At 67.3% G+C, this 22,857-nt stretch carries 23 protein-coding genes and 1 tRNA gene; 9 read left to right on the forward strand and 15 right to left on the reverse strand.

The window, feature by feature from the left end:
* Nucleotides 1-32 precede the first annotated feature (32 nt).
* Complete coding sequence (locus ACH0BU_RS01245) at nt 33-242, reverse strand: hypothetical protein (RefSeq protein ID WP_500263567.1); 210 nt, start codon at nt 240-242, stop codon at nt 33-35.
* A 123-nt stretch (nt 243-365) separates the two neighbouring features.
* On the opposite strand from ACH0BU_RS01245, the gene ACH0BU_RS01250 reads away from it, so the two are divergent.
* Entirely contained in the window at nt 366-539 is a 174-nt protein-coding gene (locus ACH0BU_RS01250) for a hypothetical protein (RefSeq protein ID WP_164518823.1), read from the forward strand.
* Between the two features lie 29 nt (nt 540-568).
* Here ACH0BU_RS01250 and ACH0BU_RS01255 read toward each other — a convergent pair whose 3' ends face one another.
* Nucleotides 569-1,189: a S24 family peptidase gene (locus tag ACH0BU_RS01255; protein ID WP_500263568.1), complete on the reverse strand. Its 621-nt coding sequence runs from the start codon at nt 1,187-1,189 to the stop codon at nt 569-571.
* 159 nt (nt 1,190-1,348) lie between these two features.
* Between ACH0BU_RS01255 and ACH0BU_RS01260 the strand changes: the two genes are divergently transcribed.
* Together ACH0BU_RS01260 and ACH0BU_RS01265 are read left to right on the forward strand one after the other, a co-directional pair.
* The gene (locus ACH0BU_RS01260) at nt 1,349-1,495 is read left to right on the forward strand and encodes a hypothetical protein (RefSeq protein ID WP_500263569.1); all 147 of its coding nucleotides are present in this window, start codon (nt 1,349-1,351) and stop codon (nt 1,493-1,495) included.
* The gene (locus ACH0BU_RS01265; protein WP_500263570.1) at nt 1,495-1,806 is read left to right on the forward strand and encodes a hypothetical protein; all 312 of its coding nucleotides are present in this window, start codon (nt 1,495-1,497) and stop codon (nt 1,804-1,806) included. Before ACH0BU_RS01260 ends, ACH0BU_RS01265 begins: the two co-directional genes overlap by 1 nt.
* Nucleotides 1,807-1,819: 13 nt before the next feature.
* On the opposite strand, the gene ACH0BU_RS01270 is transcribed toward ACH0BU_RS01265, so the two are convergent.
* A complete protein-coding gene (locus ACH0BU_RS01270; protein ID WP_500263571.1) occupies nt 1,820-2,878 on the reverse strand; it encodes a hypothetical protein in 1,059 nt (352 codons plus the stop codon).
* The gene (locus ACH0BU_RS01275; RefSeq protein WP_500263572.1) at nt 2,869-4,086 is read right to left on the reverse strand and encodes a TIGR04063 family PEP-CTERM/XrtA system glycosyltransferase; all 1,218 of its coding nucleotides are present in this window, start codon (nt 4,084-4,086) and stop codon (nt 2,869-2,871) included. The genes ACH0BU_RS01270 and ACH0BU_RS01275 overlap by 10 nt, the downstream gene beginning before the upstream one ends.
* Before the next feature lie 122 nt (nt 4,087-4,208).
* Between ACH0BU_RS01275 and ACH0BU_RS01280 the strand changes: the two genes are divergently transcribed.
* From ACH0BU_RS01280 to acnA, 3 genes are all read left to right on the forward strand, one after another.
* Nucleotides 4,209-4,346: a hypothetical protein gene (locus tag ACH0BU_RS01280; protein WP_500263573.1), complete on the forward strand. Its 138-nt coding sequence runs from the start codon at nt 4,209-4,211 to the stop codon at nt 4,344-4,346.
* Nucleotides 4,339-5,694 carry a putative O-glycosylation ligase, exosortase A system-associated gene (locus ACH0BU_RS01285; RefSeq protein ID WP_500263574.1) on the forward strand — a complete coding sequence of 452 codons (1,356 nt, stop codon included), beginning with the start codon at nt 4,339-4,341 and terminating at the stop codon, nt 5,692-5,694. The genes ACH0BU_RS01280 and ACH0BU_RS01285 overlap by 8 nt, the downstream gene beginning before the upstream one ends.
* Before the next feature lie 150 nt (nt 5,695-5,844).
* Nucleotides 5,845-8,529 carry an aconitate hydratase AcnA gene (gene acnA / locus ACH0BU_RS01290; RefSeq protein ID WP_500263575.1) on the forward strand — a complete coding sequence of 895 codons (2,685 nt, stop codon included), beginning with the start codon at nt 5,845-5,847 and terminating at the stop codon, nt 8,527-8,529.
* A gap of 135 nt (nt 8,530-8,664) precedes the next feature.
* Here acnA and ACH0BU_RS01295 read toward each other — a convergent pair whose 3' ends face one another.
* The 6 genes from ACH0BU_RS01295 to ACH0BU_RS01320 all read right to left on the reverse strand — a co-directional run bounded on the left by ACH0BU_RS01295 (nt 8,665) and on the right by ACH0BU_RS01320 (nt 17,551).
* Nucleotides 8,665-9,708, reverse strand: a complete 1,044-nt coding sequence (locus tag ACH0BU_RS01295; protein ID WP_500263576.1) for a choice-of-anchor A family protein — start codon at nt 9,706-9,708, stop codon at nt 8,665-8,667.
* Between the two features lie 108 nt (nt 9,709-9,816).
* Nucleotides 9,817-12,597, reverse strand: coding sequence for a valine--tRNA ligase (locus ACH0BU_RS01300; RefSeq protein WP_500263577.1), 2,781 nt, complete (start codon nt 12,595-12,597; stop codon nt 9,817-9,819).
* A gap of 86 nt (nt 12,598-12,683) precedes the next feature.
* The gene (locus ACH0BU_RS01305; protein WP_500263578.1) at nt 12,684-14,720 is read right to left on the reverse strand and encodes a S9 family peptidase; all 2,037 of its coding nucleotides are present in this window, start codon (nt 14,718-14,720) and stop codon (nt 12,684-12,686) included.
* Between the two features lie 77 nt (nt 14,721-14,797).
* The gene (locus ACH0BU_RS01310) at nt 14,798-15,313 is read right to left on the reverse strand and encodes a DUF2497 domain-containing protein (RefSeq protein ID WP_500263579.1); all 516 of its coding nucleotides are present in this window, start codon (nt 15,311-15,313) and stop codon (nt 14,798-14,800) included.
* Nucleotides 15,314-15,349: 36 nt separating this feature from the next.
* A complete protein-coding gene (locus tag ACH0BU_RS01315; RefSeq protein WP_500263580.1) occupies nt 15,350-16,870 on the reverse strand; it encodes a TolC family outer membrane protein in 1,521 nt (506 codons plus the stop codon).
* 12 nt (nt 16,871-16,882) lie between these two features.
* Nucleotides 16,883-17,551 (reverse strand): protein-L-isoaspartate O-methyltransferase family protein, encoded by a 669-nt coding sequence (locus ACH0BU_RS01320; protein ID WP_500263581.1) that lies wholly within the window; start codon nt 17,549-17,551, stop codon nt 16,883-16,885.
* Nucleotides 17,552-17,694: 143 nt separating this feature from the next.
* On the opposite strand from ACH0BU_RS01320, the gene ACH0BU_RS01325 reads away from it, so the two are divergent.
* Nucleotides 17,695-17,768: transfer RNA gene (locus ACH0BU_RS01325), tRNA-Cys, on the forward strand.
* Between the two features lie 278 nt (nt 17,769-18,046).
* Here the strand turns inward: ACH0BU_RS01325 and ACH0BU_RS01330 are convergent.
* On the reverse strand, nt 18,047-18,469 hold the full coding sequence (locus ACH0BU_RS01330; protein ID WP_500263582.1) for a (deoxy)nucleoside triphosphate pyrophosphohydrolase: 423 nt from the start codon (nt 18,467-18,469) through the stop codon (nt 18,047-18,049).
* Here ACH0BU_RS01330 and ACH0BU_RS01335 point away from each other — a divergent pair.
* Together ACH0BU_RS01335 and ACH0BU_RS01340 are read left to right on the forward strand one after the other, a co-directional pair.
* A complete protein-coding gene (locus ACH0BU_RS01335) occupies nt 18,461-18,736 on the forward strand; it encodes a Flp family type IVb pilin (RefSeq protein WP_500263583.1) in 276 nt (91 codons plus the stop codon). The two genes, ACH0BU_RS01330 and ACH0BU_RS01335, sit on opposite strands and share 9 nt — an antisense overlap.
* Nucleotides 18,737-18,839: 103 nt before the next feature.
* Nucleotides 18,840-19,025, forward strand: a complete 186-nt coding sequence (locus ACH0BU_RS01340) for a Flp family type IVb pilin (protein ID WP_500263584.1) — start codon at nt 18,840-18,842, stop codon at nt 19,023-19,025.
* 50 nt (nt 19,026-19,075) lie between these two features.
* On the opposite strand, the gene ACH0BU_RS01345 is transcribed toward ACH0BU_RS01340, so the two are convergent.
* From ACH0BU_RS01345 to ACH0BU_RS01360, 4 genes are read right to left on the reverse strand one after another with little or no spacing between them, the layout of a single operon-like run.
* Nucleotides 19,076-20,029, reverse strand: coding sequence for an acetyl-CoA carboxylase carboxyltransferase subunit alpha (locus ACH0BU_RS01345; RefSeq protein WP_500263585.1), 954 nt, complete (start codon nt 20,027-20,029; stop codon nt 19,076-19,078).
* A 9-nt stretch (nt 20,030-20,038) separates the two neighbouring features.
* Nucleotides 20,039-20,935, reverse strand: a complete 897-nt coding sequence (locus tag ACH0BU_RS01350) for a tyrosine-type recombinase/integrase (protein ID WP_500263586.1) — start codon at nt 20,933-20,935, stop codon at nt 20,039-20,041.
* A 4-nt stretch (nt 20,936-20,939) separates the two neighbouring features.
* A complete protein-coding gene (locus ACH0BU_RS01355) occupies nt 20,940-22,703 on the reverse strand; it encodes a hypothetical protein (RefSeq protein WP_500263587.1) in 1,764 nt (587 codons plus the stop codon).
* Entirely contained in the window at nt 22,684-22,821 is a 138-nt protein-coding gene (locus ACH0BU_RS01360) for a hypothetical protein (RefSeq protein WP_301090796.1), read from the reverse strand. Before ACH0BU_RS01360 ends, ACH0BU_RS01355 begins: the two co-directional genes overlap by 20 nt.
* Nucleotides 22,822-22,857 lie beyond the last annotated feature (36 nt).

Raw genomic sequence — 22,857 nt, forward strand, 5'->3', positions numbered from 1 at the left:
GTCCGCCGCCGGGCGGCAATGCGGCGTGACGCTCAGTGCAGCGTGCCCAGGCGTTGATCGGTCGCAAGCACCCGCACCAACCGTTCGACCTGCCGCCAGCGGCAGAAGTGGATCACGTTGCCGACGGTGCGGCTGCGATCGGCACGAAGGGCCGCCTCGTCCGCAGCATAAGTGCCGAAACGGTGGATCAGCGCGGCGGCGTCATACACCAGTTGGCGGTCGGCGAGGTACAAGGATGACAAGGTGGCGCCCCGTTGCGAATGGTGCGGCCGCGCTATCGCGCAACATCCTCCCCGGGCGTGAACGGCGAGGGTTAACGGTTTGCCGCTTGGCAGCGTGCGGTGCGGCGTGGCAAGGCGCGCGTCATGGCCGATCCCCTCAAGCGCCCGGGCAATGCCGGCGGATTCCTGATTGCCGTTGGCTTGCTGGCCGGCACCGTCATCGGGCTGCTCGTCGGGCAACCATCGATCGGCTTTCTCGCCGGACTGGCGATCGGCAGCGCGATCGCGGTTGCCATGTGGCTGAAGGATCGCGGCTGAAACGCCTGACGCGCGGCAGCCAGCGGCGATCAGGGTTCACGCAGTAGCAGGCGGACGCGGCCGATCACGTCCGCCTCCCCCCTTGCGCACGATAGCGGCGCATAATCGGGATTGTCGCTGAGCAGCGTCAGGCCGGGGCCGTCCCGCCGCACCCGTTTCACCAGCAATTCGCCGCCCCGCCGCACGACGAAGATGGCATCGCTGGCGAGCGCGACATCGCTGCGGTCGACCAGCAAGCGGTCACCAGGAAGGATCGTCGGCGCCATCGAATTGCCCACCGCATCGATGAGCGAGGCGGCAGCAGGGGTGATGCCGGCGTCGCGCAACAGCCGCGCGCCGAACGCCTCATGGCGGATCGCCCGCTCCTCCCCCGTCGCCTGCCCCGCGCCGGCCGAGGCGGCGACGGTGAGATAAGGGACGGATACCAGCGGCGCCTCGGGCGCGGCGGTGCCGCCGAGCAGCGTTTCATCGACGCCGAAGAATTGCGCCAGCACGCGGCGGTCGGCCTCCGCCAGACGACGCGGCGTCCCCCGGCGGACGAATTGCTGAAGATAGGCAAGGTTGCGTCCGAGCAGCCGGGACAGTTCCGACAGGCTGATCCCGCGCGCTGCCGCGAGCCGCTCAACCGTCTGGGCCACCGTTTCCGCCATGCCATCCTTGTAGTCTAGGATTTTTCCTAGACAAGTTGGAAAAGTTGAGAGAACAAAAGAGGAACATAAGCGACTCAGGAGCTTGCCATATCCCTCCTCACCCAGATCGATTGCTACCTGCGGCGGACGGGAATTCCGCCGACCACCTTTGGCCGGCGCGTGGTGAATGACCCCCGGCTGGTCCATGACTTGCGGCGCGGGCGCACGCCGGGACCGAAGATGCGCGCGCGCGTCGAGGCGGCGCTGCGCGAGGCTGCGGCGGACGTGCCGATTGCCGCCGGCGGCCACGAAGCGGAGGCGAATTGATGCGCGGCCCTGCGCCGGCGGCGCTGATCGAGCGCGCGCTGCACGCATCGGCGGCGCAGCGGCGCCTGTCGGTGACGATCGAACCGCTGGGGTCGGCGCCCTGGTATAGCGCCACCTTTGCCGGTGAGCGGCATGCGATGACGCTGACGGCCCCTGCGGGCGAGGCGGCGCGTGAGTGGCTGTCGCGGGTGGAGGATGTGGACGTGGCGCTGCCGGGCCGCCTGCTTGCCGGGCTGTCGGTGACTGGCTCACGCGAGCAGGACGGGCAATGGCAGGCGCGGATCGAGGCGGTGACGGTGGATCGCGCGTAGCCCGCGCGACCGATCAGCCGCGCGCCATGCGGCGGAGCATCACCAGCGTATCGTCGAGGCTGCCCGGCGGGGGCGACGGGGCCGGCGGATCCGGTTCGGGCAGCGGCGGCGCGGGCGGCGGCGCCCCCTTGCGCCGCTGCGCCCCGCGTTCGAGCCGGTCGAGCAAGGCGCTGATCGAGTCCTGATCCGTGCCGGCGGGTTCAGGCCCGGTTTCGAGAACGGGTTCGGAGTTGGCCGGTCCGTCCCGCTGGTCGGCGTCGCTTTGGTCAGCCGCGGGTTTGGCGGGGGGCTCGGTGAGGGGAAGCGGTTCCGGTGCGACCGCATCTGGCCCTTCGGCGGCCGGCGTTGGTGCTTCCCATTCGGCGGGAGATACCTCGGCGGTCGGGACAAGCTCCGGGACTGGCTCCTCAGGTGCAGCGTCATCGTCGGAGATCGGCGGCTGGCTGGGGCCATCCGCTATCTCCGCCGGCATGTCGGGCAGCGACTCGGACGTTTCTGGCGCCGCATCGTGGCTGCGCGGCGGGACGACGATCGTGACCAGCGGCGCGACCGGGCGGGCCGGTTCACGCGGGACGTCGGGAATGGCGATCGGGTCGAAGGCGGCAAGCGGCTGATCCAGATCGGCCGGGAGCGGTAGATCGTCGCCGGGCAGCACCCGCGCGGCCGGGCTGCCGACCGCGGGTAAGGGCGGGCCCAGATCCTCGTCCGCGCGAATCGGCCAGCGCGGCGGGTGATCGGGGTGCGCGTCCGCGCGGCGCAAGGCGGGGAGGTCAGCGTCGCGGTCGCGACGGCGCAGGGCGAGCAGCGGGCCGCCATTTCCCAGCCGCCAGGCGACCGCCGACACAAGGAGGAAGGGGAACAGCGCCGCCAGTGCCAGCAGGGTGCGCCCGGTCGCGCCGACGGGCGGCGCGGCCGCCGGGATGACATCGGGCAGACCGAGTCGCCACAGCAGCAGGTCGAAGTTCACGCGCGGCATCGCGGCGATCGACGCGGCAATGATGACGCCGGCAGCTAGCAAGGCTGCGGGGATCAGATAGCGTGTCACGTCCGTGCCGGTGCGCCTTACGACCATGTGTCACCCTTGCCCGCGGCATCCATCAGCCGCCGATAGACCGGTTCGTAACGTGAAATATTTGAAGACCAGTTACGCTCCCGCTCGACAAAGGCGCGCGCCGTGGCGCGGCGGTGATCCCAGATCGTGCGGTCGGCGAGCAACGCGGCGAGCGCGGTGGCGATCGCCGCGGGATCATCGGCGGCGAACAGCGTGCCCGTTTCCCCGTCACGGATCAGCTCGCGGTGGCCGCCGACGTCCGATGCCGCGACCAGCCTCCCCTGCGCCATCGCCTCCAGCGGCTTCAGCGGGGTGACGAGATCGGTGAGGCGCATCTTCTTGCGCGGATAGGCGAGGACATCGACCAGGCTGTAGTAACGCTCCACCTCCTGATGCGGCACGCGGCCGGCGAAGTGGATCCGGTCGGCGACCGGCGAGGCCGCGACCTGCGCGCGGAGCGCCGCCTCCATCGGGCCGCCGCCGACCAGCAGCAGCTGCGCGCGCGGGCGCTGCGCGACGAGCGCGGGCATGGCGGCGACGAGATCGTCCAGCCCCTCATAATCGTAGAAGCTGCCGATGAAGCCGATCACCTCCCCATCAAGGCCGAGCTGCTGCGCCAGCGCCTCGTCGCGCGCGGGCGGATCGCCGAACAGCGCCATGTCGACGCCATTGGGGGAGACCATGATCTTGTCGGCAGCGACGCCGCGGGCGAGCAGATCGGTTTTCAGGCCGTCGCAGATCACCGCCACCGCATCGGCGCGGCGCACCGCCCAGCTTTCCAGCGCGCGGGTGGCGCGGTAGCGCAGCGACCCTTCGGTTCCGGTGCCGTTGCCGACCGCCGCATCCTCCCAGAAGGCCCGGATCTCATAAACGAGCGGCAGGCGGAGCGCGCGGGTCGCGCGCATCGCGGCCAAGGCATCGAGCACGGGCGAATGGGCATGGATGATATCGGGGCGGAAATCGCGCGCCACCGCCATGATCCGCCGACCGAAGGCAGCGACCTCGGCCATTTCCGACAAGGGCGCGCGCAGTTTCATCGACGGGCCGGTGCGGTGGAACGTGATGCCATCGACCACCTCGGTGGCTGGCGATCCGTGATGATGGCGCGGGCCGGTAACGGCCGCCACCTGCCACCCGCGGGCGAGCTGTGCCTTGACGATCGCGCGGGTGCGGAATGTATAGCCGCTCTGCAACGGCAGGCCGTGATCGAGGACGTGAAGAATACGCATCAGGGCTGGCCTGCCACGCCGGCGCTTAACGGCACGTCAACTGCCAAGGCGCTAGGCGGGAGCAACGTTTTTCGGCCTCGCCCTGCACGGCGGCGCCCCTCGGGATCGACCAGCACCGCGCCATGATCGACAATTTCGCCCTTGCGATCAGCCATGGCCTGCTGCTGCTGACAGCCTGGTTGCTGCTGCGGCGCGACGATCTCGATTCGGAAGCGCCGCCTGCCGACAGGACTCGCCCGGGACGTCGCCCGCGTGCGTGACTTTGCCTTCATCGGTTTCCTGCTCGCGTTGTTCGCATGCGGGTTCAAGCGGCCGTTCATCTTCGTACTGACCTATATCTATATCGATATCGTCTCGCCGCAGCGGATTACCTATTACCTGCTCAACAGCGTGCCGGTGTCGATGATCGCCGCGGGGCTGGCGGTGCTCGGCTGGCTGCTGGTGGACGACAAGAAGGATTCGCGCTTCGCGCCGCGCCAGGCGCTGATCGTGCTGCTCTTGCTCTATTGCTGGATCACCACCCGCACCGCCGATTTCCCGATCGAGGCCGAGGGCAAGTGGGAATGGGTGTGGAAGAACCTGGCCTTTGCCGCGTTCCTGCCGCTGACGCTGCGCACCCGGCTGCGGATCGAGTCGCTGCTGCTGTTCGTGGTGCTGTCCGCCGCGTCGATCATCATCGTCGGCGGCATCAAGACGCTCGCCTCGGGCGGCGGCTATGGCGAACTGAACCTGATGGTCAGCAACAATTCGGGCCTGTACGAAGGATCGATCATCTCGGCGGTGTCGATCTCGCTCATCCCGATCATCCTTTGGCTGGGCAAATATGGCACCGTGTTCCGGCCGGACCGGCGCGTCTGGCTGTTCTGTGCGGCGCTGACCTTTGCCTGCCTGCTGATCCCGGTCGGCACCTCGGCGCGCACCGGCCTGTTGTGCATCGGCCTGCTCGCGGTGCTGATGCTGCGCGAAGTGAAACGCAAGGTGCTGTACCTCGCGGCGCTGGGCCTGATCGGCGTTGCCGCCATCCCGTTCCTGCCGAGCGCGTTCAGCGAGCGGATGGGGACGATCAAGACCTATCAGGCGGACGAATCCGCCTCCACCCGCATCGCCGTGTGGAAGTGGACGATCGACTATGTGAAGGACCATCCGTTCGGCGGCGGGTTCGAGGCCTATCGCCAGAACCGGATCCGCTACGACACGGTATCGGTCGAGGGCGAAGGCCCGCATCGCACCGTCCAGCGCAACCTGACGGTGGACAAGAGCCGCGCCTATCATTCGAGCTATTTCGAGATGCTGGGCGAGCAGGGTTATCCTGGGCTCGCGATCTGGCTGCTGATCAATGTCATCGGGCTGGTGCGGATGGAGGTGCTGCGGCGGCGCTATCGCGAGGGCGCGTTCGCCTGGGCCGGGAGCCTGGCGGGCGCGTTGCAGAATGCGCAGCTGATCTACCTGCTGGGCGGGGCGTTCGTCGGTATCGCCTTCCAGTCATTCCTGTTCATGCTGATCGGGGCGCAGATCGGGCTCGACACCTATCTGTCGCGACGCCGCGGGGAGACTGCGTGGCGGCCGATGCGCCGGCAAGCGCACGAAGTAACCGCCGGCCTGACTTGACACCTTCCCCCCACCCCTGAGCGCTGCTATCGGCCGCTGCGACGTCTCGCTCACGCCCGCCCAGGCGCGCTCGCGCGAGAGGCGCGACCATCGCGCTTCTTGCTTCCCCGCCGCGCCCGAGCTGGCCGCACTTATGGGGAAAGGACCCACATGACCGCCATCGGCCACGATACGCTCAAGGCTCGCCGCACGCTGCAAGCCGGCGGCAAGTCTTATGATTATTTCTCGCTGGAAGTCGCCGCCGAAAAGTTCGGCGACATTTCCCGCCTGCCCTTCTCGATGAAGGTGCTGCTCGAGAACATGCTCCGCTTCGAGGACGGCAAGACCGTGACCGCGGAGGACGTGCAGGCCGTCGTCGACTGGCAGAAGGAGCGCCGTTCCGACCGCGAGATCCAGTATCGCCCCGCGCGCGTGCTGATGCAGGATTTCACCGGCGTTCCCTGCGTCGTCGACCTCGCCGCGATGCGCGATGCGATCACCAAGCTGGGCGGCGATGCGGCGAAGATCAATCCGCAGGTCCCCGTCCACCTCGTCATCGACCACTCGGTCATGGTGGATGAGTTCGGCACGCCCAAGGCGTTCGAGGATAACGTCGATCTCGAATATCAGCGCAATTCCGAGCGTTACGAGTTCCTGAAGTGGGGTTCCAAGGCGCTCGACAACTTCAAGGTTGTCCCGCCGGGCACCGGCATCTGCCACCAGGTGAACCTGGAATATGTCGCGCAGGCGGTGTGGACCTCCAATGAGACGGGCGAGAACGCCACCGCGGGCGCAGCGATCGCCTATCCCGACACCTGCGTCGGCACCGACAGCCACACCACGATGGTGAACGGTCTGGGCGTGCTGGGCTGGGGCGTCGGCGGCATCGAGGCCGAGGCCGCGATGCTGGGGCAGCCGGTGTCGATGCTGATCCCCGAAGTGGTCGGTTTCAAGCTGACCGGCGCGCTGCGCGAGGGCATCACCGCCACCGACCTGGTGCTGACCGTTACCCAGATGCTGCGCGCCAAGGGCGTCGTCGGCCGCTTCGTGGAATTCTACGGCCCGGGCCTCGACCAGATGACGCTGGCCGACCGTGCGACGATCGCCAACATGGCGCCGGAATATGGCGCCACCTGCGGCTTCTTCCCGATCGACAACAAGACGATCGACTACATGAAGCTGACTGCCCGCCCGGCCGAGACGATCGCGCTGGTCGAAGCCTATGCCAAGGCGAACGGTTTCTGGCGCGACGCCAACACGCCGGACCCGGTGTTCACCGATACGCTGGAGCTCGACATGGGTTCGGTCGTGCCGTCGCTCGCCGGCCCGAAGCGCCCGCAGGACAAGGTCGCGCTCGACAAGGTCGACGACGTGTTCAACGCCGACCTGACGAAGGTGTACAGCAAGGCCGAGCCGAAGCGCGTCGATGTGGCCGAGCGTGGCCATGACATCGGCGACGGCGACGTCGTGATCGCCGCGATCACCAGCTGCACCAACACGTCGAACCCGTCGGTGCTGGTCGCCGCCGGCCTCGTCGCCCGCAAGGCGCGCGCGCTGGGCCTGAAGCCGAAGCCCTGGGTCAAGACGTCGCTGTCGCCGGGCTCGCAGGTCGTCACCGACTATCTCGTGAAGTCGGGCCTGCAGGACGATTTCGACGCCATGGGGTTCAACCTCACCGGCTATGGCTGCATGACCTGCATCGGCAATTCGGGGCCGCTCGCCGCGCCGATCAGCAGCGCGATCAACGAGAATGACCTCGTCGTCGCATCGGTCCTGTCGGGCAACCGCAACTTCGAAGGCCGCGTGTCGCCGGATGCGCGCGCGAACTTCCTCGCCTCGCCGCCGCTCGTCGTCGCTTATGCGCTGAAGGGCACCGTCACCACCGACATGAACGACACGCCGATCGGCGAAGGGACGAACGGCCCGGTGTACCTCAAGGACATCTGGCCCTCGAACCAGGAAGTGTCGGAGCTGATGACCGCCAACATCAACGACGACATGTTCCGTACCCGCTACGGCAACGTGTATGAGGGCGATGCCAAGTGGCGCGCGATCGACGTGACCGGTTCGGACACCTACAGCTGGCCGGCAGCATCGACCTACATCGCCAACCCGCCGTATTTCGAGGGCATGGAGATGACCCCGGCACCGGTGACCGACATCATCGAGGCGAAGCCGCTGGCGATCCTGGGCGATTCGATCACCACCGACCACATCTCCCCGGCCGGTTCGATCAAGGCCGACAGCCCGGCGGGCGCGTGGCTGATGGAGCGTCAGGTCTCCAAGGCGGACTTCAACAGCTATGGTTCGCGCCGCGGCAACGACCAGGTCATGGTGCGTGGCACCTTCGCCAACATCCGCATCAAGAACGAGATGGTGCCGGGGATCGAAGGCGGCATGAGCCGCTATGGCGAGGAAGTGATGCCGATCTACGACGTCGCGATGCGCCACAAGGCGGATGGCACGCCGATGGTGGTCGTCGCCGGCAAGGAATATGGCACCGGTTCGTCGCGTGACTGGGCAGCGAAGGGCACCAACCTGCTCGGCGTGCGCGCGGTGATCGCGGAGAGCTTCGAGCGTATCCACCGGTCGAACCTCGTGGGCATGGGCGTCCTGCCGCTGCAGTTCGCCGAGGGCGTCACGCGCGAGACGCTGAAGCTGACCGGGGACGAGACGTTCACGATCCAGAACGTCGCGGGCCTGCGCCCGCGCCAGACGGTCACCGTCACGATGACCCGCAAGGATGGCTCGACCGAGACGTTCGAGACGCTGTGCCGCATCGATACCGTCAACGAGCTTGAGTATTTCCTGAACGGCGGCATCCTGCAGTACGTGCTGCGCAACCTGGCCGCGTAACGGCGGCCCCTGCCCTCCCCGCGCGGGAGGGCAGGGTTTCGCTTCCTTCCCCTCGGGAAGGGAGACACGCATGAAAAAGGGCGAGGCGTTCTGGACGCCTCGCCCTTTTTCTTGTCCGTGGTCGGTGAAGGGTCGTCAGGCGGCCGCGTGGCGGCGGCGGCGCATCATCCACAGGCCGATGGCGCCGAGCGCGAACAGGCCTGCGGCCTCGCCCGGGATGGGCGTCGGCGAGCCACCACCGTTGACCGGCGGGCCCGACGGCGGGTTATAGCCGCCCACAAAGGTGCCGAGGTGGAACTCGCCGTTCTGCACGAGGCTGCCGAACACCGCCGAGCCTTCGATGTAATTGCCCGTCGTCGCCGCGGCGCCCGGCGCCAGCACCGACCCGCCCCATGCGGTGGTGGCATCGACCTTCTGCGCGTCGACCAGGTTCCAAATCACGTGCTTGCCCAGCCCCGTCGTGCCGCCGAGGAAATTATCGTTGAGCGTCACGTTCGCGCCGGTGACATTGACGATCGCGGTATCGGCGCCGTTGAGGTTGAACTTGATCTCGCCAATGCGATCCAAATCGGTGCTGGAGATGTTGAACACCGCCACGCCCTGCGCATCGGGCTTCGCATCGAACGTGCCGCGGTTGCCGCTGATCGTCAGATTGCTGTTCGAGGACATGCCGCCGAAGGTGCGCGACAGCTCGCCCATGCTGCTGGCGATCAGGCTGCCCTGCTGCTTAAGGTTGACGAGGAAGGAGGGATCGCTCGCGGCGAGGCCCGAGGTCACCGTGTTCTGGTTGACGTTGGTGTTGGCGATCGTGCCGCCGACCTTCACCGTCTGCGGCGCGCCATTCAGGTTGAAGCCGCTGTTGACGTTGCCGCCGACGACCGCGCCAGATCCGCCGTTCAGGTTCTTGTGCGATCCGTTGACGTCACCGACCACCGTCAGGCCCGTGACGTTGTAGGGCGACGGCTCCGGCGTGCGGATCTGATAGTTGGACGAATTGCCGTTGAGGTTGCCGCCGACAAAGGTACGGCCCTCGACCTCGGACGAGGAGGTGAGATCGCCGAGCACCACGAGGTTCCAGGTTCGCAGGACATCGAGGCCAACGATCGACTGGGCATTCGCCGGCGTGGCCATGGCGAGCGAGGCGACCATGGCGATCACCGAAACCTTCAGGCGGGACATTTCAACTCCGGGCTAATTAGCGCTCGCGCTATAATCTCGCCGCGGCTTTCGCCAGCATTTGTCGGTGGCACCTGTCCCATTTGGAGAAATGCCACCGACGGACGTGGATCAGCCGAGCCGCGCCAGGGCGGCCGCAAGCCGCTGCGCCTCCGCGGATTTCTCCGCATGATCGGCGCGGGCCTTCTCGACCGCCTCGGGCTTCGCGCGTTCAACAAAGCTCGGGTTGTTGAGGCGCCCGGCAAGCCCGTCGCGCTCCTTTTCGGCCGCGGCGATCGCCTTGGCGAGTCGAGTGCGCTCCGCGGCGAGGTCGATCACGTCGCCCAGCGCGATCCGGAACGTCGCTTCGTCCACCACCACCTGCGCGGTGCCGCCCGAGACCTCGCCCGGATCGATCCGGGCGAGGCGAGCGATCGTCGGAGCATTGCGCTCGAGGCGCGCCTGCGTTTCCTCGTTCGCATCCGCCACTGCATAGGGCAGACGCGCGCCCGGGGGCACGTTCAGCTCGGTACGGCTGGAGCGTACCTCGCTGACGAGGCGGATCAGCCAGTCGATCTCCTGCGCCGCCGCCGGATCGATCGCGCGTGCGTCCGCCATTGGCCAGTGCGCGACGATCAGGTCATGCTCCCGCGGTGCGAGCGCGTGCCACAGTTCCTCGGTGATGAACGGCATGAACGGGTGGAGGACGACCAGGATCTGGTCGAGCACCCAGCCGGCGACCGCCTTCGTCTCGTCATCAATCGAACCCTTGATGAGTTCGAGATACCAGTCGCAGAACTGGCTCCAGACGAACTGATAGATGGCGTTGGCCGCAGCATCGAAGCGATATTCGCCAAGCGCGAGGTCGACCGACTGGATCGCCTTGATCGCCTCCCCGATGATCCACTTGTTGACCGGGTGAGTCGCCGCCGGCGGCTCCAGCGTGGTCGATCCGCCGATGCCGTTCGACTGGCAGAAACGGCTGGCATTCCACAGCTTGGTCGCGAAGTTGCGGTATCCCTCGACCCGCTTCTCATCCATCTTGATGTCGCGGCCCTGGCTTTCCATCGCCGCCATGAAGAAGCGCAGCGCGTCGGCGCCGTATTTGTCGATCAGGCCGAGCGGATCGACGGTATTGCCCTTGGACTTGGACATCTTTGCGCCGTCCGCCGCGCGAACGAGACCGTGCAGGTAGAGCGTGCGGAACGGCACGTCCTTCATGAAGTGCATGCCCTGCATCATCATGCGGGCATCCCAGAAGAACAGGATGTCGAAGCCTGAAATCAGCACGTCATTGGGATAGCGCCCGCCGAGCGTGGGATCGCTATTGTCCGGCCAGCCCATCGTGGCGAAGGGCCAGAGTGCGGAGGAGAACCAGGTGTCGAGCACGTCGGGATCCCGACGAAGAACAATGGTGGCTGGATCAATGGGGTCTGACCCAATGTCCTGCGCCTTACCCACCCAACCAAAAGTCTCATTGCCCGCCCAGACGTTTTCCGTGTCAAGGAAAACGACTTTCAGCGGCACATTCGTTTCTGACTGGTAGTGAGCAAGTGCAAGCCGAGCAGCATCTTCCTCATTCTCCCCGACAAACGGGGTGTTGTCCGGTCCGAACCACGCCGGGATCTGGTGGCCCCACCACAGCTGACGCGAGACGCACCACGGCTGGATGTTCTCCATCCAGTTGAAGTAGGTCTTCTCCCACGTCTTGGGGACGAGGCGGATCGCGCCGGACTTCACCGCCTCGATCGCGGGCTGCGCCAGCGTCTTGGCGTCGACATACCATTGGTCGGTCAGCCACGGCTCGATGACGACGCCTGAGCGATCGCCATAGGGCGTCTGGATCGTGCGCGGCTCGGCATCATGCTCGACGCCTTCCTTGTCGACATGCGGCACGAGGACGCCATCGGCCTTGAGCCGGGCGACGACCGCCTTGCGCGCGTCCGCCGTCGAGAGCCCGAGGAACTCGGCCGGGATCAGGCCGTCCGCCGTCTGCGTGACGTTGGCCCTGGCATCGAGCATGTTGAGCATCTCGCCCGCCTTCATGCCGGCGCGCTTGCCCACCTCGAAATCGTTGAAGTCATGGCCGGGCGTGATCTTCACCGCGCCGGTGCCGAGCGAGGGGTCGGCATGTTCGTCGGCGATCACCGGGATCAGGCGGCCGGTGATCGGCAGCCTGATCTGCTTGCCGATCATGTCCTTGTAGCGCGCGTCCTCGGGATGGACGGCGACGGCCATGTCGGCGAGCATCGTTTCGGGCCGCGTGGTGGCGACGGTGATCGTGCCCGAGCCGTCGGCGAGCGGGTAGCGGATCTGCCAGAAGCTGCCCTTCACCTCGCGCGTCTCAACCTCGAGATCGCTGATCGCGGTGCCGAGGCCCGGATCCCAGTTCACCAGCCTTTTGTCGCGATAGAGCAGGCCCTGGCGGTGAAGCTCGACGAAGACCTTGAGCACGGCCTTCGAGAAACCCTCATCCATCGTGAACCGCTCATTGGCCCAGTCCATCGAGCAGCCGAGGCGGCGCAGCTGGCCGGTGATCTGGCCGCCGCTCTCCGCCTTCCATTCCCACACCTTGGCAACGAATTCGTCGCGGGTGAAATCGGTGCGCTTCTGCTGCTTGAGCGCCATCTGCCGCTCGACCACCATCTGCGTCGCGATGCCGGCGTGATCTGTGCCGACGACCCACAAAGCGTCCTTGCCCTTCAGCCGGGCGTGACGGGTCAGGATGTCCTGCAGCGTGTTATCCAGCGCGTGGCCGATGTGGAGCGAGCCGGTGACGTTGGGCGGCGGGTTGACGATCGTCCACGGCTCCGCGCCGGGACGCTCGGGGCGGAACAGGCCGTTTTCTTCCCAATGGCTGTACCAGCGGGATTCGATCGCGGCGGGGTCAAAGGTTTTCGGCAGCTCGCTCATGGAGCGGCCATAGCGAGGCGGTGGGGGGAACCCAAGTCCCCCCTCCTCACACCATCACCCCGGCTCCAGGCCGGGATGACGAGGTGTTATTGGTTAGCGGGCGCCTTGCCGGTCCACTTGTCCATCCAGCCGATCACTTCGCGATACCATTGGCGCGAGTTCTTCGGTTTCAGCACCCAGTGGTTCTCGTTCGGGAAGACGAGCAGGCGCGAGGGGATGCCGCGGCGCTGGAGCGCGGTGAAGGCGGCGAGCCCCTGGGTGTAGGGGATGCGGAAATCCTTCTCGCCGGTGATGACGAGCTGCGGCGTCTTCCACTTCGCAACGTGATGGACCGGGTTCCACTTCTCGAAGGCCTGCGGGTCCTCGTAATAGGTCTTCCCGCCATGCTCCCACTCGTCGAACCAGAGCTCCTCGGTTTCATACGCCATGGCGCGCGCGTCGAAGACGCCGTCGTGCTGGACGATGCACTTGAAGCGGTCGGGCCACTGCCCCTCGATCCAGTTCATCATATAGCCGCCATAGGAGGCGCCAAGCGCGCAGGCATTGTCCGCGTCGAGCCAGGCGAACTTGGTGGTCGCGGCGGACAGGCCCTTCTTCAGGTCCTCCAGTGGCCAGCCACCCCAGTTGTTGCGGATGCTGTCGGTGAAGGCTTGGCCGTAGCCGGTGGAGCCGTGGAAATCGACCGCGACGAGGCCGTAGCCGGCGCCGGCGAACACCGCCGGGTTCCAGCGGTAGGACCAGCTGTTGTTGCTCGACCCCTGCGGCCCGCCATGGACCATGTAGGCGATCGGCACCTTGCCGGTGCTATTGGCGGGCTTCACGGCATAGCCCCAGACGGTGTCATTGTTGGCGCCGGTGAAGCTGAACCGTTCGACCGTCGGCATGTCGATGCCGGCGAGCTTGGCGGCGTTGACGTTGGTCAGGCGCTGCGGCGTGCCGGTGGCGGCGACGCGGTAGAAATCCGCCGGGGCGGTGAGCGAATCGAGCGCGATGATCGGCCCCGTCGGGGTCACGGCGACTGCGCCGACATGGCCCTGCTGCGTCAGCCGCGTGACCTGGCCGGTCGCCGCATCGACACGGAACAGCGGGGTTTCCTGCGTGTCATCCGCCGTGACGTAGAGCGAACGCGAGTCGGCGGCCCAGGCGATCGAGCCGACCGAACGGTCCCACTTTTCGGTGAGCGACGTCATGCGGCCAGTGGCGAGATCGCGCAGCATCAACACCTGGCGATCGGCCTCGTAACCGGGACGGCGCATCGCGAACCAGGCGAGCGTTCGGCCATCGGGCGAGACGACGGGCTGATTGTCGGTCGCCTTGTTGTCGGCGGTGAGGTTCACCGGCGCACGGCTGCCGTCGGCGGGCACCTCGAAGATGTCGAGATTGGTGGACGTGGGTTCCATCCGCCCCGCCTCGCGCAGCGCGAAGTAGAGCGTCTTGCCGTCGGGGCTCCACGCGACTTCCTCGGCGCCGCCGAACGGCTTGGAGGGGGTGTCGCCGACGAGGTTGCCGACCACTGCCTTGCCATTGCCGCGCGCGCCGGCGGCGGTCAGCGGCAGGACGAACAGCTGCGACCTTTTGCCGTCGCTCCACGTATCCCAGTGGCGGACGAACAGCTGGTCATAGGTGCGGCCCGAGCCGGCATCCGCGCGCTTGCGGATCATCGGCTCCTCAAGGCTGGGCGCGCCGGGCAGCCGATCCGCCCAGACCACGATCTTGTCGCCCGTCGGTGCGACCTTGAAGCCGTTGAAGCCGCCCTTGAAGTCGGTCAGCCGGCGCGGCGTGCCGCCGGTGACGGGGACCGACCAGATCGCGTCGTCCATCGCGAAATAGACGGTGTTGCCGACGATCTGCGGATCATTTTCGTCCTTCTGCGGATCGGCGAGCAATTTCTCCGGCGCGGCGCCGGGCTTCGTCAGATCGAGCCGCCACAGATCGAAGCGGCCGCGACCGGCATCAAGATCGGTCTCCCGCTGCGCCCAGACCATCCAGCGGCCGTCCTTGGAGACGGCCGGAGCGCCGATGCGACTGAGCATCGTCAGATCCTCGATCGTCAGCGGGCGGGCAAAGGCCGGAGCGGCGGCGACGGCGAGCGCAACGAAGCTCGCGGACAGGAGCATCCTCATGGCCCTGCGGTAAAGCAGATCGTATCAGGCGCGACAATGATCTTGTCATATTCCCGGCCAGGTGCCGGGACAAGCGATCAGGAGCCGCGCGTGATCTTCGCTATCTCGCGCGCGACCAGCGTTTCGACCAGTGCCGGCAGGTTCGCGTCGAGCCATTCGCGCAGCATCGGGCGCAGCATGTCGCGCACCAGCCCCTCCAGCGTACCGTCACTGCCCGGTTCCGGCTTCACCATGAGCCGCGAGAGCGCGTCGAGCGCGCCGCGAGTCGCCTGAGTCGTCTGTTCGGACAGCAAAGCGGCGGCGGCCTGCGCGGAGGACATGCTCGCCGAAGCGGCGTTTGGTGCGGGAGAAGCAACGGGCACATCCGCGGCCGCGGCACTGGTGGCCGGCCCGCGCGACGGCGGCATCGGATCGCTCAGCTCAAGCACTTCTTCCGGCTCGTCGTCGTCATCAGCGATCGGGGCGGCCGGCATGGCACGCGCTGCGCCACTGCGGCGCGGCCGGATCGGGCGGTCATCGCCCTCCTCCGCTATGATGCGCTTGATGGAGGACAGAATGTCTTCCATCGACGGCTCGGCGCTGACATCCCCCATGCGCGCAGTCCACCTCGTCCCAAAAACGGCTGACTATCAGCGGTTCGGTGCGTTCTCACCTGTGGTCAACGCCGGGCTCCTGTCAACCTTGCTGCTGTCGAGCGCGGGATCGAGCGGACGCGTGACGGTGGCGTTCTGCGGCGGGACGGTGCTGGTCGACGGAGCGATGGCCTGTGGCGCCGGCCCGTCCGAGAAGTCGGAGAAGCGGCCGCGCACCGAACGGTAATTGTCGGCCGAATTGTAGAGCGGCCCTGCTTCCAGCCCGAGGTCCTGCGCCTCCGCCTGCCCCATCGCGGCGAGCAAGGCGAAGCCGGCGACATATGCGTCGCGGCGGGCCGTCACCAAGGTCACCTGGCTGTTCAGCAATTCCTGCTCGGCATTGAGGATGTCGAGGATGGTGCGGGTGCCGACACTGTTTTCCGCGCGAACGCCCTCCAGGCTGAGCTGGTTGGCGGCCACCGCCTGTTCCGACGAGGCGATCACCTGAAGCGAGGATTGCCACACGGCATAGGCCGACCGGGTCGAGGCGATCACCTGACGTTCGGCCGCGGTTGCATTTTCGATCGCCTGCGATCGCTGCGCCTGCGCCTGGCGCACCAGCGCGGCGGGGCGCCCGCCCTGGAAGAACGGCAGGCTGACATTGAGCCCGACGCCGGCGGAGGTGCCGCTCTGGCCGACGCCCAGCCCGGTGCCTGAGCCCAGCGAGCCGAGATAGTTCACATAATTGCCCGTGGCGCCGATGCCGAGCGTGGGCAGACGGCTGGCGCGGGCGACGCGCACGTCGAAGGCGGTGGCGTCACGCTCCTTCAGGGCGGACAGCAAAGTCGGATTGTCGCGCAGCGCAACATCGACGGCCGCATCCGCATTGGACGGCAGATTGGGCAGCGGCGGCGGCGGCTCAAGCGCGCCGGGGGCGCCGCCGACCAGACGGACATAATTCTCCCGGCTGGCGATCAGATTGGCGCGTACGCGATCGAGCTGCGCGCGGGCGAGGCTGAGCCGCGCCTCCGACTGGGCGACATCGGTGCGGGTCAGGTCGCCGACCTGGAAGCGATCGCGGCTGGCCTGAAGGTTGGTTTCAAGCACGCGCACGTTCTGGGCGTTGAGGCCGACAATCGCCTCGTCACGCAGTACGTCGTTATAGGCGCCGACCACTTCGGTGAAGAGCCCCGCCTCCGTCCCGCGCAGGCCAAGCTGCCCTGCCTCCACCCGGGTTTCGGCCGCGCGCACCGAATTGCGCACCGCGCCGCCGGAATAAAAGGGTACGTTCAGTGCCAGTTGCGCCTGCGCCACCTTCTCCGGCGTGGTGAAGGAATTGCCGCTGCGCAGATAATTTTCCGTCACCCCCGCGTTGCTGCCCAGCGTGGGACGGCCCGCAGCGCGTGCGATCGGCACCGTCTCGTCGATCGCCCGCTGCCGTGCGCGGCTGCCGGTGATCGTCGGATTGTCCTGATAGGCCCGCGCCAGCGCCTCGCGCAGCGTGTCCGCCCGCGCCGGAGATACCGCAATCACAGCCGCGATCGTCAGCGGCATGGCAAGGGAACGAACGCGGGTCATTGCAGCCTTTGCTCAGAAGGTGAAACGTGCCGGTTTGGCGAAGCCGGGCAAGCGGCAGCATTCGACGTCGGCGAAATCGAGCATCGCGAAGCCGCCTTCGCTGCGGCGACCAGCCGCAAGCCGGGTCACGCCGCGATCAACGAGGCCCCCAAGCACCCGGCCGTCGGGATGAACCTGAGTCACCAACGTCTCCGGCACCTGCTCGACCGCACCGTCGATGATGAGCACGTCGTACGGTGCATCGGCAGGGTGGCCATGTTCCAGCGGCCCCTCGAGGATCGTCACGCGATCCTCGCCGCCAAGCGCAGCACGCGCCATGGCGACCAGCGCGGGATCCGATTCGACCGCGACGACCGCAGCCACCAGTTCTGCCAAAACCGCGGCCGTATATCCCGACGCTGCGCCGATCAGCAGCACGCGGTCGTGCGACGTGAGGCGCGCCTCGGTGAGCAAGCGGCCGGTGGCGATCGGCAGGTTGAGCGAACGACCGCCGCCAAGCTCCACCAGCCCGTCGCGATAGGCGAACGGCGCCTGGTCGGCGGGCACGAAGCGCTCGCGCGGCACATTGGCCATGGCGGCGACCACGCGTGCATCCGACACCGCATTGGTGCGCAGCTGACTGGCCACCATCGCGGTGCGCAGGGCGGCGAAATCGGGTTGGCGTTCCATGGTCATCGTCATTCTGTCACCTGTCGCACGGCTGTTTTAGCATGGCAATACACTTACCATCGAAGTGGCGCTTTATCCTGTCGCGGCAAATGCGCCAATGTCGAAACTTGACATGGCTGGCGCGCCGCCCCATCAGCCCGCCTCCACGCGATCGAGGCCCGATGGCGGAGTGGTGACGCAGAGGACTGCAAATCCTTGCACCCGGGTTCGATTCCCGGTCGGGCCTCCAGCGTGGTGTCCCCTTCTTATCCGTAAGCCTGGTTGCTCCGGTTCGGTGCCATTTCTAGGTCGCTACGGGTCGCGCGTGCGATAAGGCCGGTGGCAGATTGGCGGGCCCCGGCGGCTTGCCCGTTCTCGAAGAATCGAGGGACCTCATGCGCATCTTTGACGGCGATTCCGATTGGCTCGTCCGCTCGCATTACTGGCTGGTGCTGGCATTCGTCCTTGGCGGGACGGGGACGCTGTTGATGATGTGACTTGCCGGGCGTCGCGTCCGCGCGGTGGGCGTTAGCTCAGCGCCATCAGCGCCTCGGCGAGCGGCCGGTGGGCGGGCGGCATGGCCAGCGCGGCCAGTTCTTCAGGCGCGACCCAGTGGATTGCTGGAGCTTCGATTGCCTGCGCAGACCCCTCCCACCGCTCGGCACGATAGAGCAGCAGGACCATCGGGCGATCGCCAGCGCTGCCGCGCGAAAAGGCGACGGGGTAAAAGTCTGCAGCTTCCACCGCGATTCCGAGTTCCTCCGCCAGCTCGCGAGCCAAGGCCGCCTCGGGTGTCTCGCCTGGCTCCACCTTGCCGCCGGGGAACTCCCACAGGCCGCCATGATGCTTGTCGAGCGGACGTTGCTGAACCAGGATCCGGCCATCCGCCGCGATCAGCGCGGCGGCGACCACCAGCATTGGTAGAGCCTGCGCTGGAACAGGATGGGGCATGTCGACCTTTCCTTAATACAGCCATGCGATCAGCAGCGCATGCACCGAGGCCCTTCAGCGATCAAACGCGCGCTTGCCGCAGCCCTGCGGCTTGCAGGCGATCAGCGTGGTGCCACCGCGGTCGAATATGGGTTCATCCTCGCCCTGATCGTGATTGCGATCATGGCAAGCGTGGCCGGCTTGGCGGAAAAGACGACCAGTCTGTGGAACGACCTCAGCAGCAGCGTCACCGCCGTCCTCAATCCGCCCAGCCGCAACGGCCCTTAAATGTTTTTCAACCTGGCCACGTTAATTGGGGTGGGTACCGGAGCGGGGGGCACCTTCATCCGGTCGGGTGACTAAAGCGTTAGACAACCACTGGAGACCGAACATGCAGAAGATGCGCGCCTTCCTCAAGAATTCCAAGGGTGCCACCGCGATCGAATACGGCCTGATCGCCGCCCTGATCGCCGTTGCCGCCATTACCGCCATGGGCACGCTGGGCGACACCATCGAAGCGACCTTCGGTGACGTGACCGCCGGTATGAACCAGCGCCCGACGCAGAGCCAAGATTAATTATTGAAGTGGGCGGCGGGCTTCGGCTCGCCGCCCTTTTTTGTCCAGGGTCAGCTAAGCGCGCGGCCCATGGCGAGGAACTTCTCGCGCCGTTCGCGCCGTAGCGCGGCCGCATCCATGCCGCGCAATTCGCCGAGCGCCGATTCGATCGCGTCCGCCAGCGCGCCGATTGCTGCCGAGGGGCCGCGATGCGCGCCGCCCAGCGGCTCAGGCACGATCGTGTCGATCACGCCAAGCGCCTTCAGATCCTGCGCCGTGACCTTCATCGCTTCGGCAGCGTCGGCCGCCTTGTCGGCCGTGCGCCACAGGATCGAGGCGCAGCCTTCCGGCGAGATGACCGAATAGACGGCGTGTTCGAACATCAGCACGCGATTGCCGCTGGCCAGCGCAACGGCGCCGCCAGAGCCGCCCTCGCCCACGACCGCCGAGACGAAGGGCACGCCGGCGGCGAGACACGCCTCGGTCGAGCGCGCGATCGCCTCGGCCTGGCCACGCTCCTCCGCCTGCAGGCCCGGGAAAGCGCCCGAGGTGTCGACCAGGGTCACGATCGGCAGGTTGAAGCGATCAGCGAGCGAGATCAGGCGCACCGCCTTGCGATACCCCTCCGGCTTGCCCATGCCGAAATTGTGACGGAGACGGGAGGTGGTGTCGTCACCCTTCTCATGCCCCATCACCAGCACACGCTGCCCGCGAAAACTGGCGAACCCGCCAATGATGGCCTGATCGTCGCCAAAGGCGCGATCGCCGGCGAGCGGGATGAACTCGTCGAACAGCCCGGCAACATAATGTTTGAAGTGCGGCCGCTCGGGATGACGGGCGACCTGGGTCTTCTGCCACGGCGTCAGCTTGGAAAAGGTTTCCTTCAGCAGTCGGTCGGACTTCGCCTGAAGCTTCGCGACCTCTGCCGCGATGTCGACACCGCCCTCGGCGCCGGTATCGCGTAGTTCGTCGATTCGCGCCTGCAGTTCGGCAATGGGTTTTTCAAAGTCGAGGAAAGTCGCCATCGCGCGGAGCTAGGCGCGCGGTTTCGCCACGTCAACGAGCGGGTGCCGTTCATTGACGAGCGTGACCAGCCGGGCACGATCGACATGTGTGTAGATTTCCGTCGTCGCAATGTCGGCATGCCCCAGCATTGCTTGCAACGCGCGAAGATCTGCGCCGCCCTCAAGCAAGTGGGTGGCAAAGGCGTGACGAAGCACATGCGGGCTGATGCGATCGGGCGGGATACCGGCTTCGACCCCAAGCGCGCGGATGATCTGAAACAGCCGCACGCGCGAAATGTGCGTGGCGCCGGACGGAAACAGGAATTTGTCGTCCGCGGGGACATGATCGCGCCATTGTGCGACGGCAGCGCGGGCGCGGTCCGATATCGGCACCAGCCGTTCCTTGCCACCCTTGCCCGAGAGGATGATGAAGGGTCGATCGGGATGAATTGCATTGCGCGGCAACGACGCGAGCTCGGTCGCGCGCAGGCCCGAACCGTATAGCAGTTCCAGCAGCGCCGCGTTGCGCACATCGGGGGCGAGCGGCGGATCACGCGCGAGTCGCGCCGCTACGACCGCGAACAGCCGATCGACGTCGGCATGGCTGAGCGTGCGGGGAAGCGGACGACGGCGTGCCGGCTGTGGCAGCGCCGCGCCCGGATCGTCCGCCCGCAACCCTTCTTCCGCGAGGAAGGTGAAGAAGCGCCGGAGCGCTGATGCCTTGCGCGACACGGTCGACCGGGCCAGCGCGGACCAGCCGCTTGCAAGCCGCCCGATCATGTCGGCATCCGCCTCGGCCAGGCGGCCGTCCAGCGCCTCCGACGCAAGCAAGAGATCGCTGCGATAGGCGGCGATCGTGTTGCGCGCGGCGCCCGCCTGCGCCGCCATCATCTCCAGAAAGCGGTCGATGAGGGCCGCATCGCCCATCCGGTCAGACCCGCGTGAGCGCCTCGACGGCGATCATCCGTGCCTCGCCATCCAGCCCCACCGCGCGCAGCGCAGCGACGATCCGATAGAGCGCGGCCGGCGGTATTGCCCGCCAGGCGTCCGCCTGCATGCCGATGCCGGACAGCAGCAGCACCGTGGCGGGCTGCCGGTCGCGCACGGCGCGATCGAGCGCGCGCGTCCAGCTGTTCTGCACGCCGATCGGCACGTCCAGCGACTCGGCGCCGCTTTCGACCTCTTGCGGGGAAAGACGGCCGAGACCGCCCAGCCCAGCGAAGAACAACTGCCGCTTCAGCGTCTCGTTGCCGCTGCCCGCATATTTGCCGACCGCGCCATAGCCGAGCCGAGTTCTGGCGTCCGGATCGGACAATTCCAGCATGGCCCAGGCATCGCTGCCCTCGTCGACCTGGCCGCGCCAGCGCTGTGCGGTACGGTCGAGCCCCGCCGACAACATGGAAGCGACGATGCGATTGGCCTCCTCCCGGCCGTCGACCGGGCGGATCCGCGCGGCGGCGCGCGCGGTCAGGATGAGGCGCGCATAGCGGGCCTGCGGCGTTTCCACGCCATCCCACAATTGGCGCAGCGCACCCAGACGCGTGGCGATGTCGGCACCGACATAGGCCGAGCGCAGGTCCGACGCGATCGCGCCGAGCGCCGCGGGCGTATCCTCGCCAGCATCAAGCGCTGCGTACAGATCCACCAGCGCCGCGTTGGACAGCACGCCCATTGCAGCGGCGGTTTCCGCGGCGGCGGCGCGATCGGCGATGGGGATGGCCGGCGCCAGCGCGCGCCAGCCGGTCACCTGCGGCTTGACCGTCTCGTACAGTTCCGCTGGCACGGCGACGCCGGTCGCGGTTGCCAGCCCGAAACGCCAGGTGGTCAATTGCACCACCGGATCCCATTCGATCGTCACCGCCTGACGGCTGCCCAGCCCTGCGCCGACGACCTTGCGGGCAAGCGCCAGGTCAATGCCGCTGGCGACCCGCTGGCGACGCGCGGCATCGATCAGCGCGCGCCCGCCGCCTTCCTCATTGCCGAGCGACGCGCACATGGCCCGCGCGAGGACCCAGCCACGCGCCCGGTCCTGCGGCGCCTCTGCCAGCGTGCACAGGCCGCCCGGGTCGCCATTGGCGAGCATCGCCTGCATCGCGACCTGTTCGTATTTGGGCGTCGCGTTCATCGTGTCGACGCTCTCGATAACACTGCGCGCCGCGACCGATTCGCCCATCCGGAGCAGCAGCCACGCGCGCTCTGCGGCAAAATCGGCGCCGTTGAGGCCGGCGGGCGTATCGATGCGCGACATCAACGCGCGGCGAAGTGCGATCGACAGCCAGCGCGACGGCAGCGGCGCGGACAGGCGGCGCATCAGCCCCTGGAGGTAGCCGCCGTCGGCGTCGCCGAACGCGTTCGGCGCAACGCCTCCCTCCGGCTGACCGATCGGGCCAACGATCGACAGCGAGCGCCGCGCGAACAGCGGCATCTCATATTTCGCCAGTTCCGCGGCACTCGGCGGTGTCGGCGTCGGGGTGGGCGACGGGCTTGCCTCCGGCGCCGGCAGGTCTAGCGGCGCCTGTGGCAGCGGCTGGACCGTCTGGTTGCTGGGCGCTTGCGCCGGGGGCGGCGCAACCGGCTCGCCGAAGCCGGGCGGTAAAAGTGATTCGGGCGCCTGCGCGTTCTGTGCGACCGCTGCTGCTGCCAATGATCCTGCTGCGGCGAGCGCCGCCAGCAGCCTAACCCGCGAGGTTGCCAAGCTCGACCGCCTTCTCGACACGCGTGGTGGGCTTTTCGGTCGCGCTGCCCGCGAGGAAGAACAACCCGCCGACCACGACGACCAGGAGTACCACCAGCGAGACGATCAACCGCGACATGTTCCACACCCTGTACGACGCCGGCAAAACCCGCCA

This window comes from Sphingomonas olei (assembly GCF_045369765.1).
Lineage (GTDB): Bacteria > Pseudomonadota > Alphaproteobacteria > Sphingomonadales > Sphingomonadaceae > Sphingomonas > Sphingomonas panaciterrae.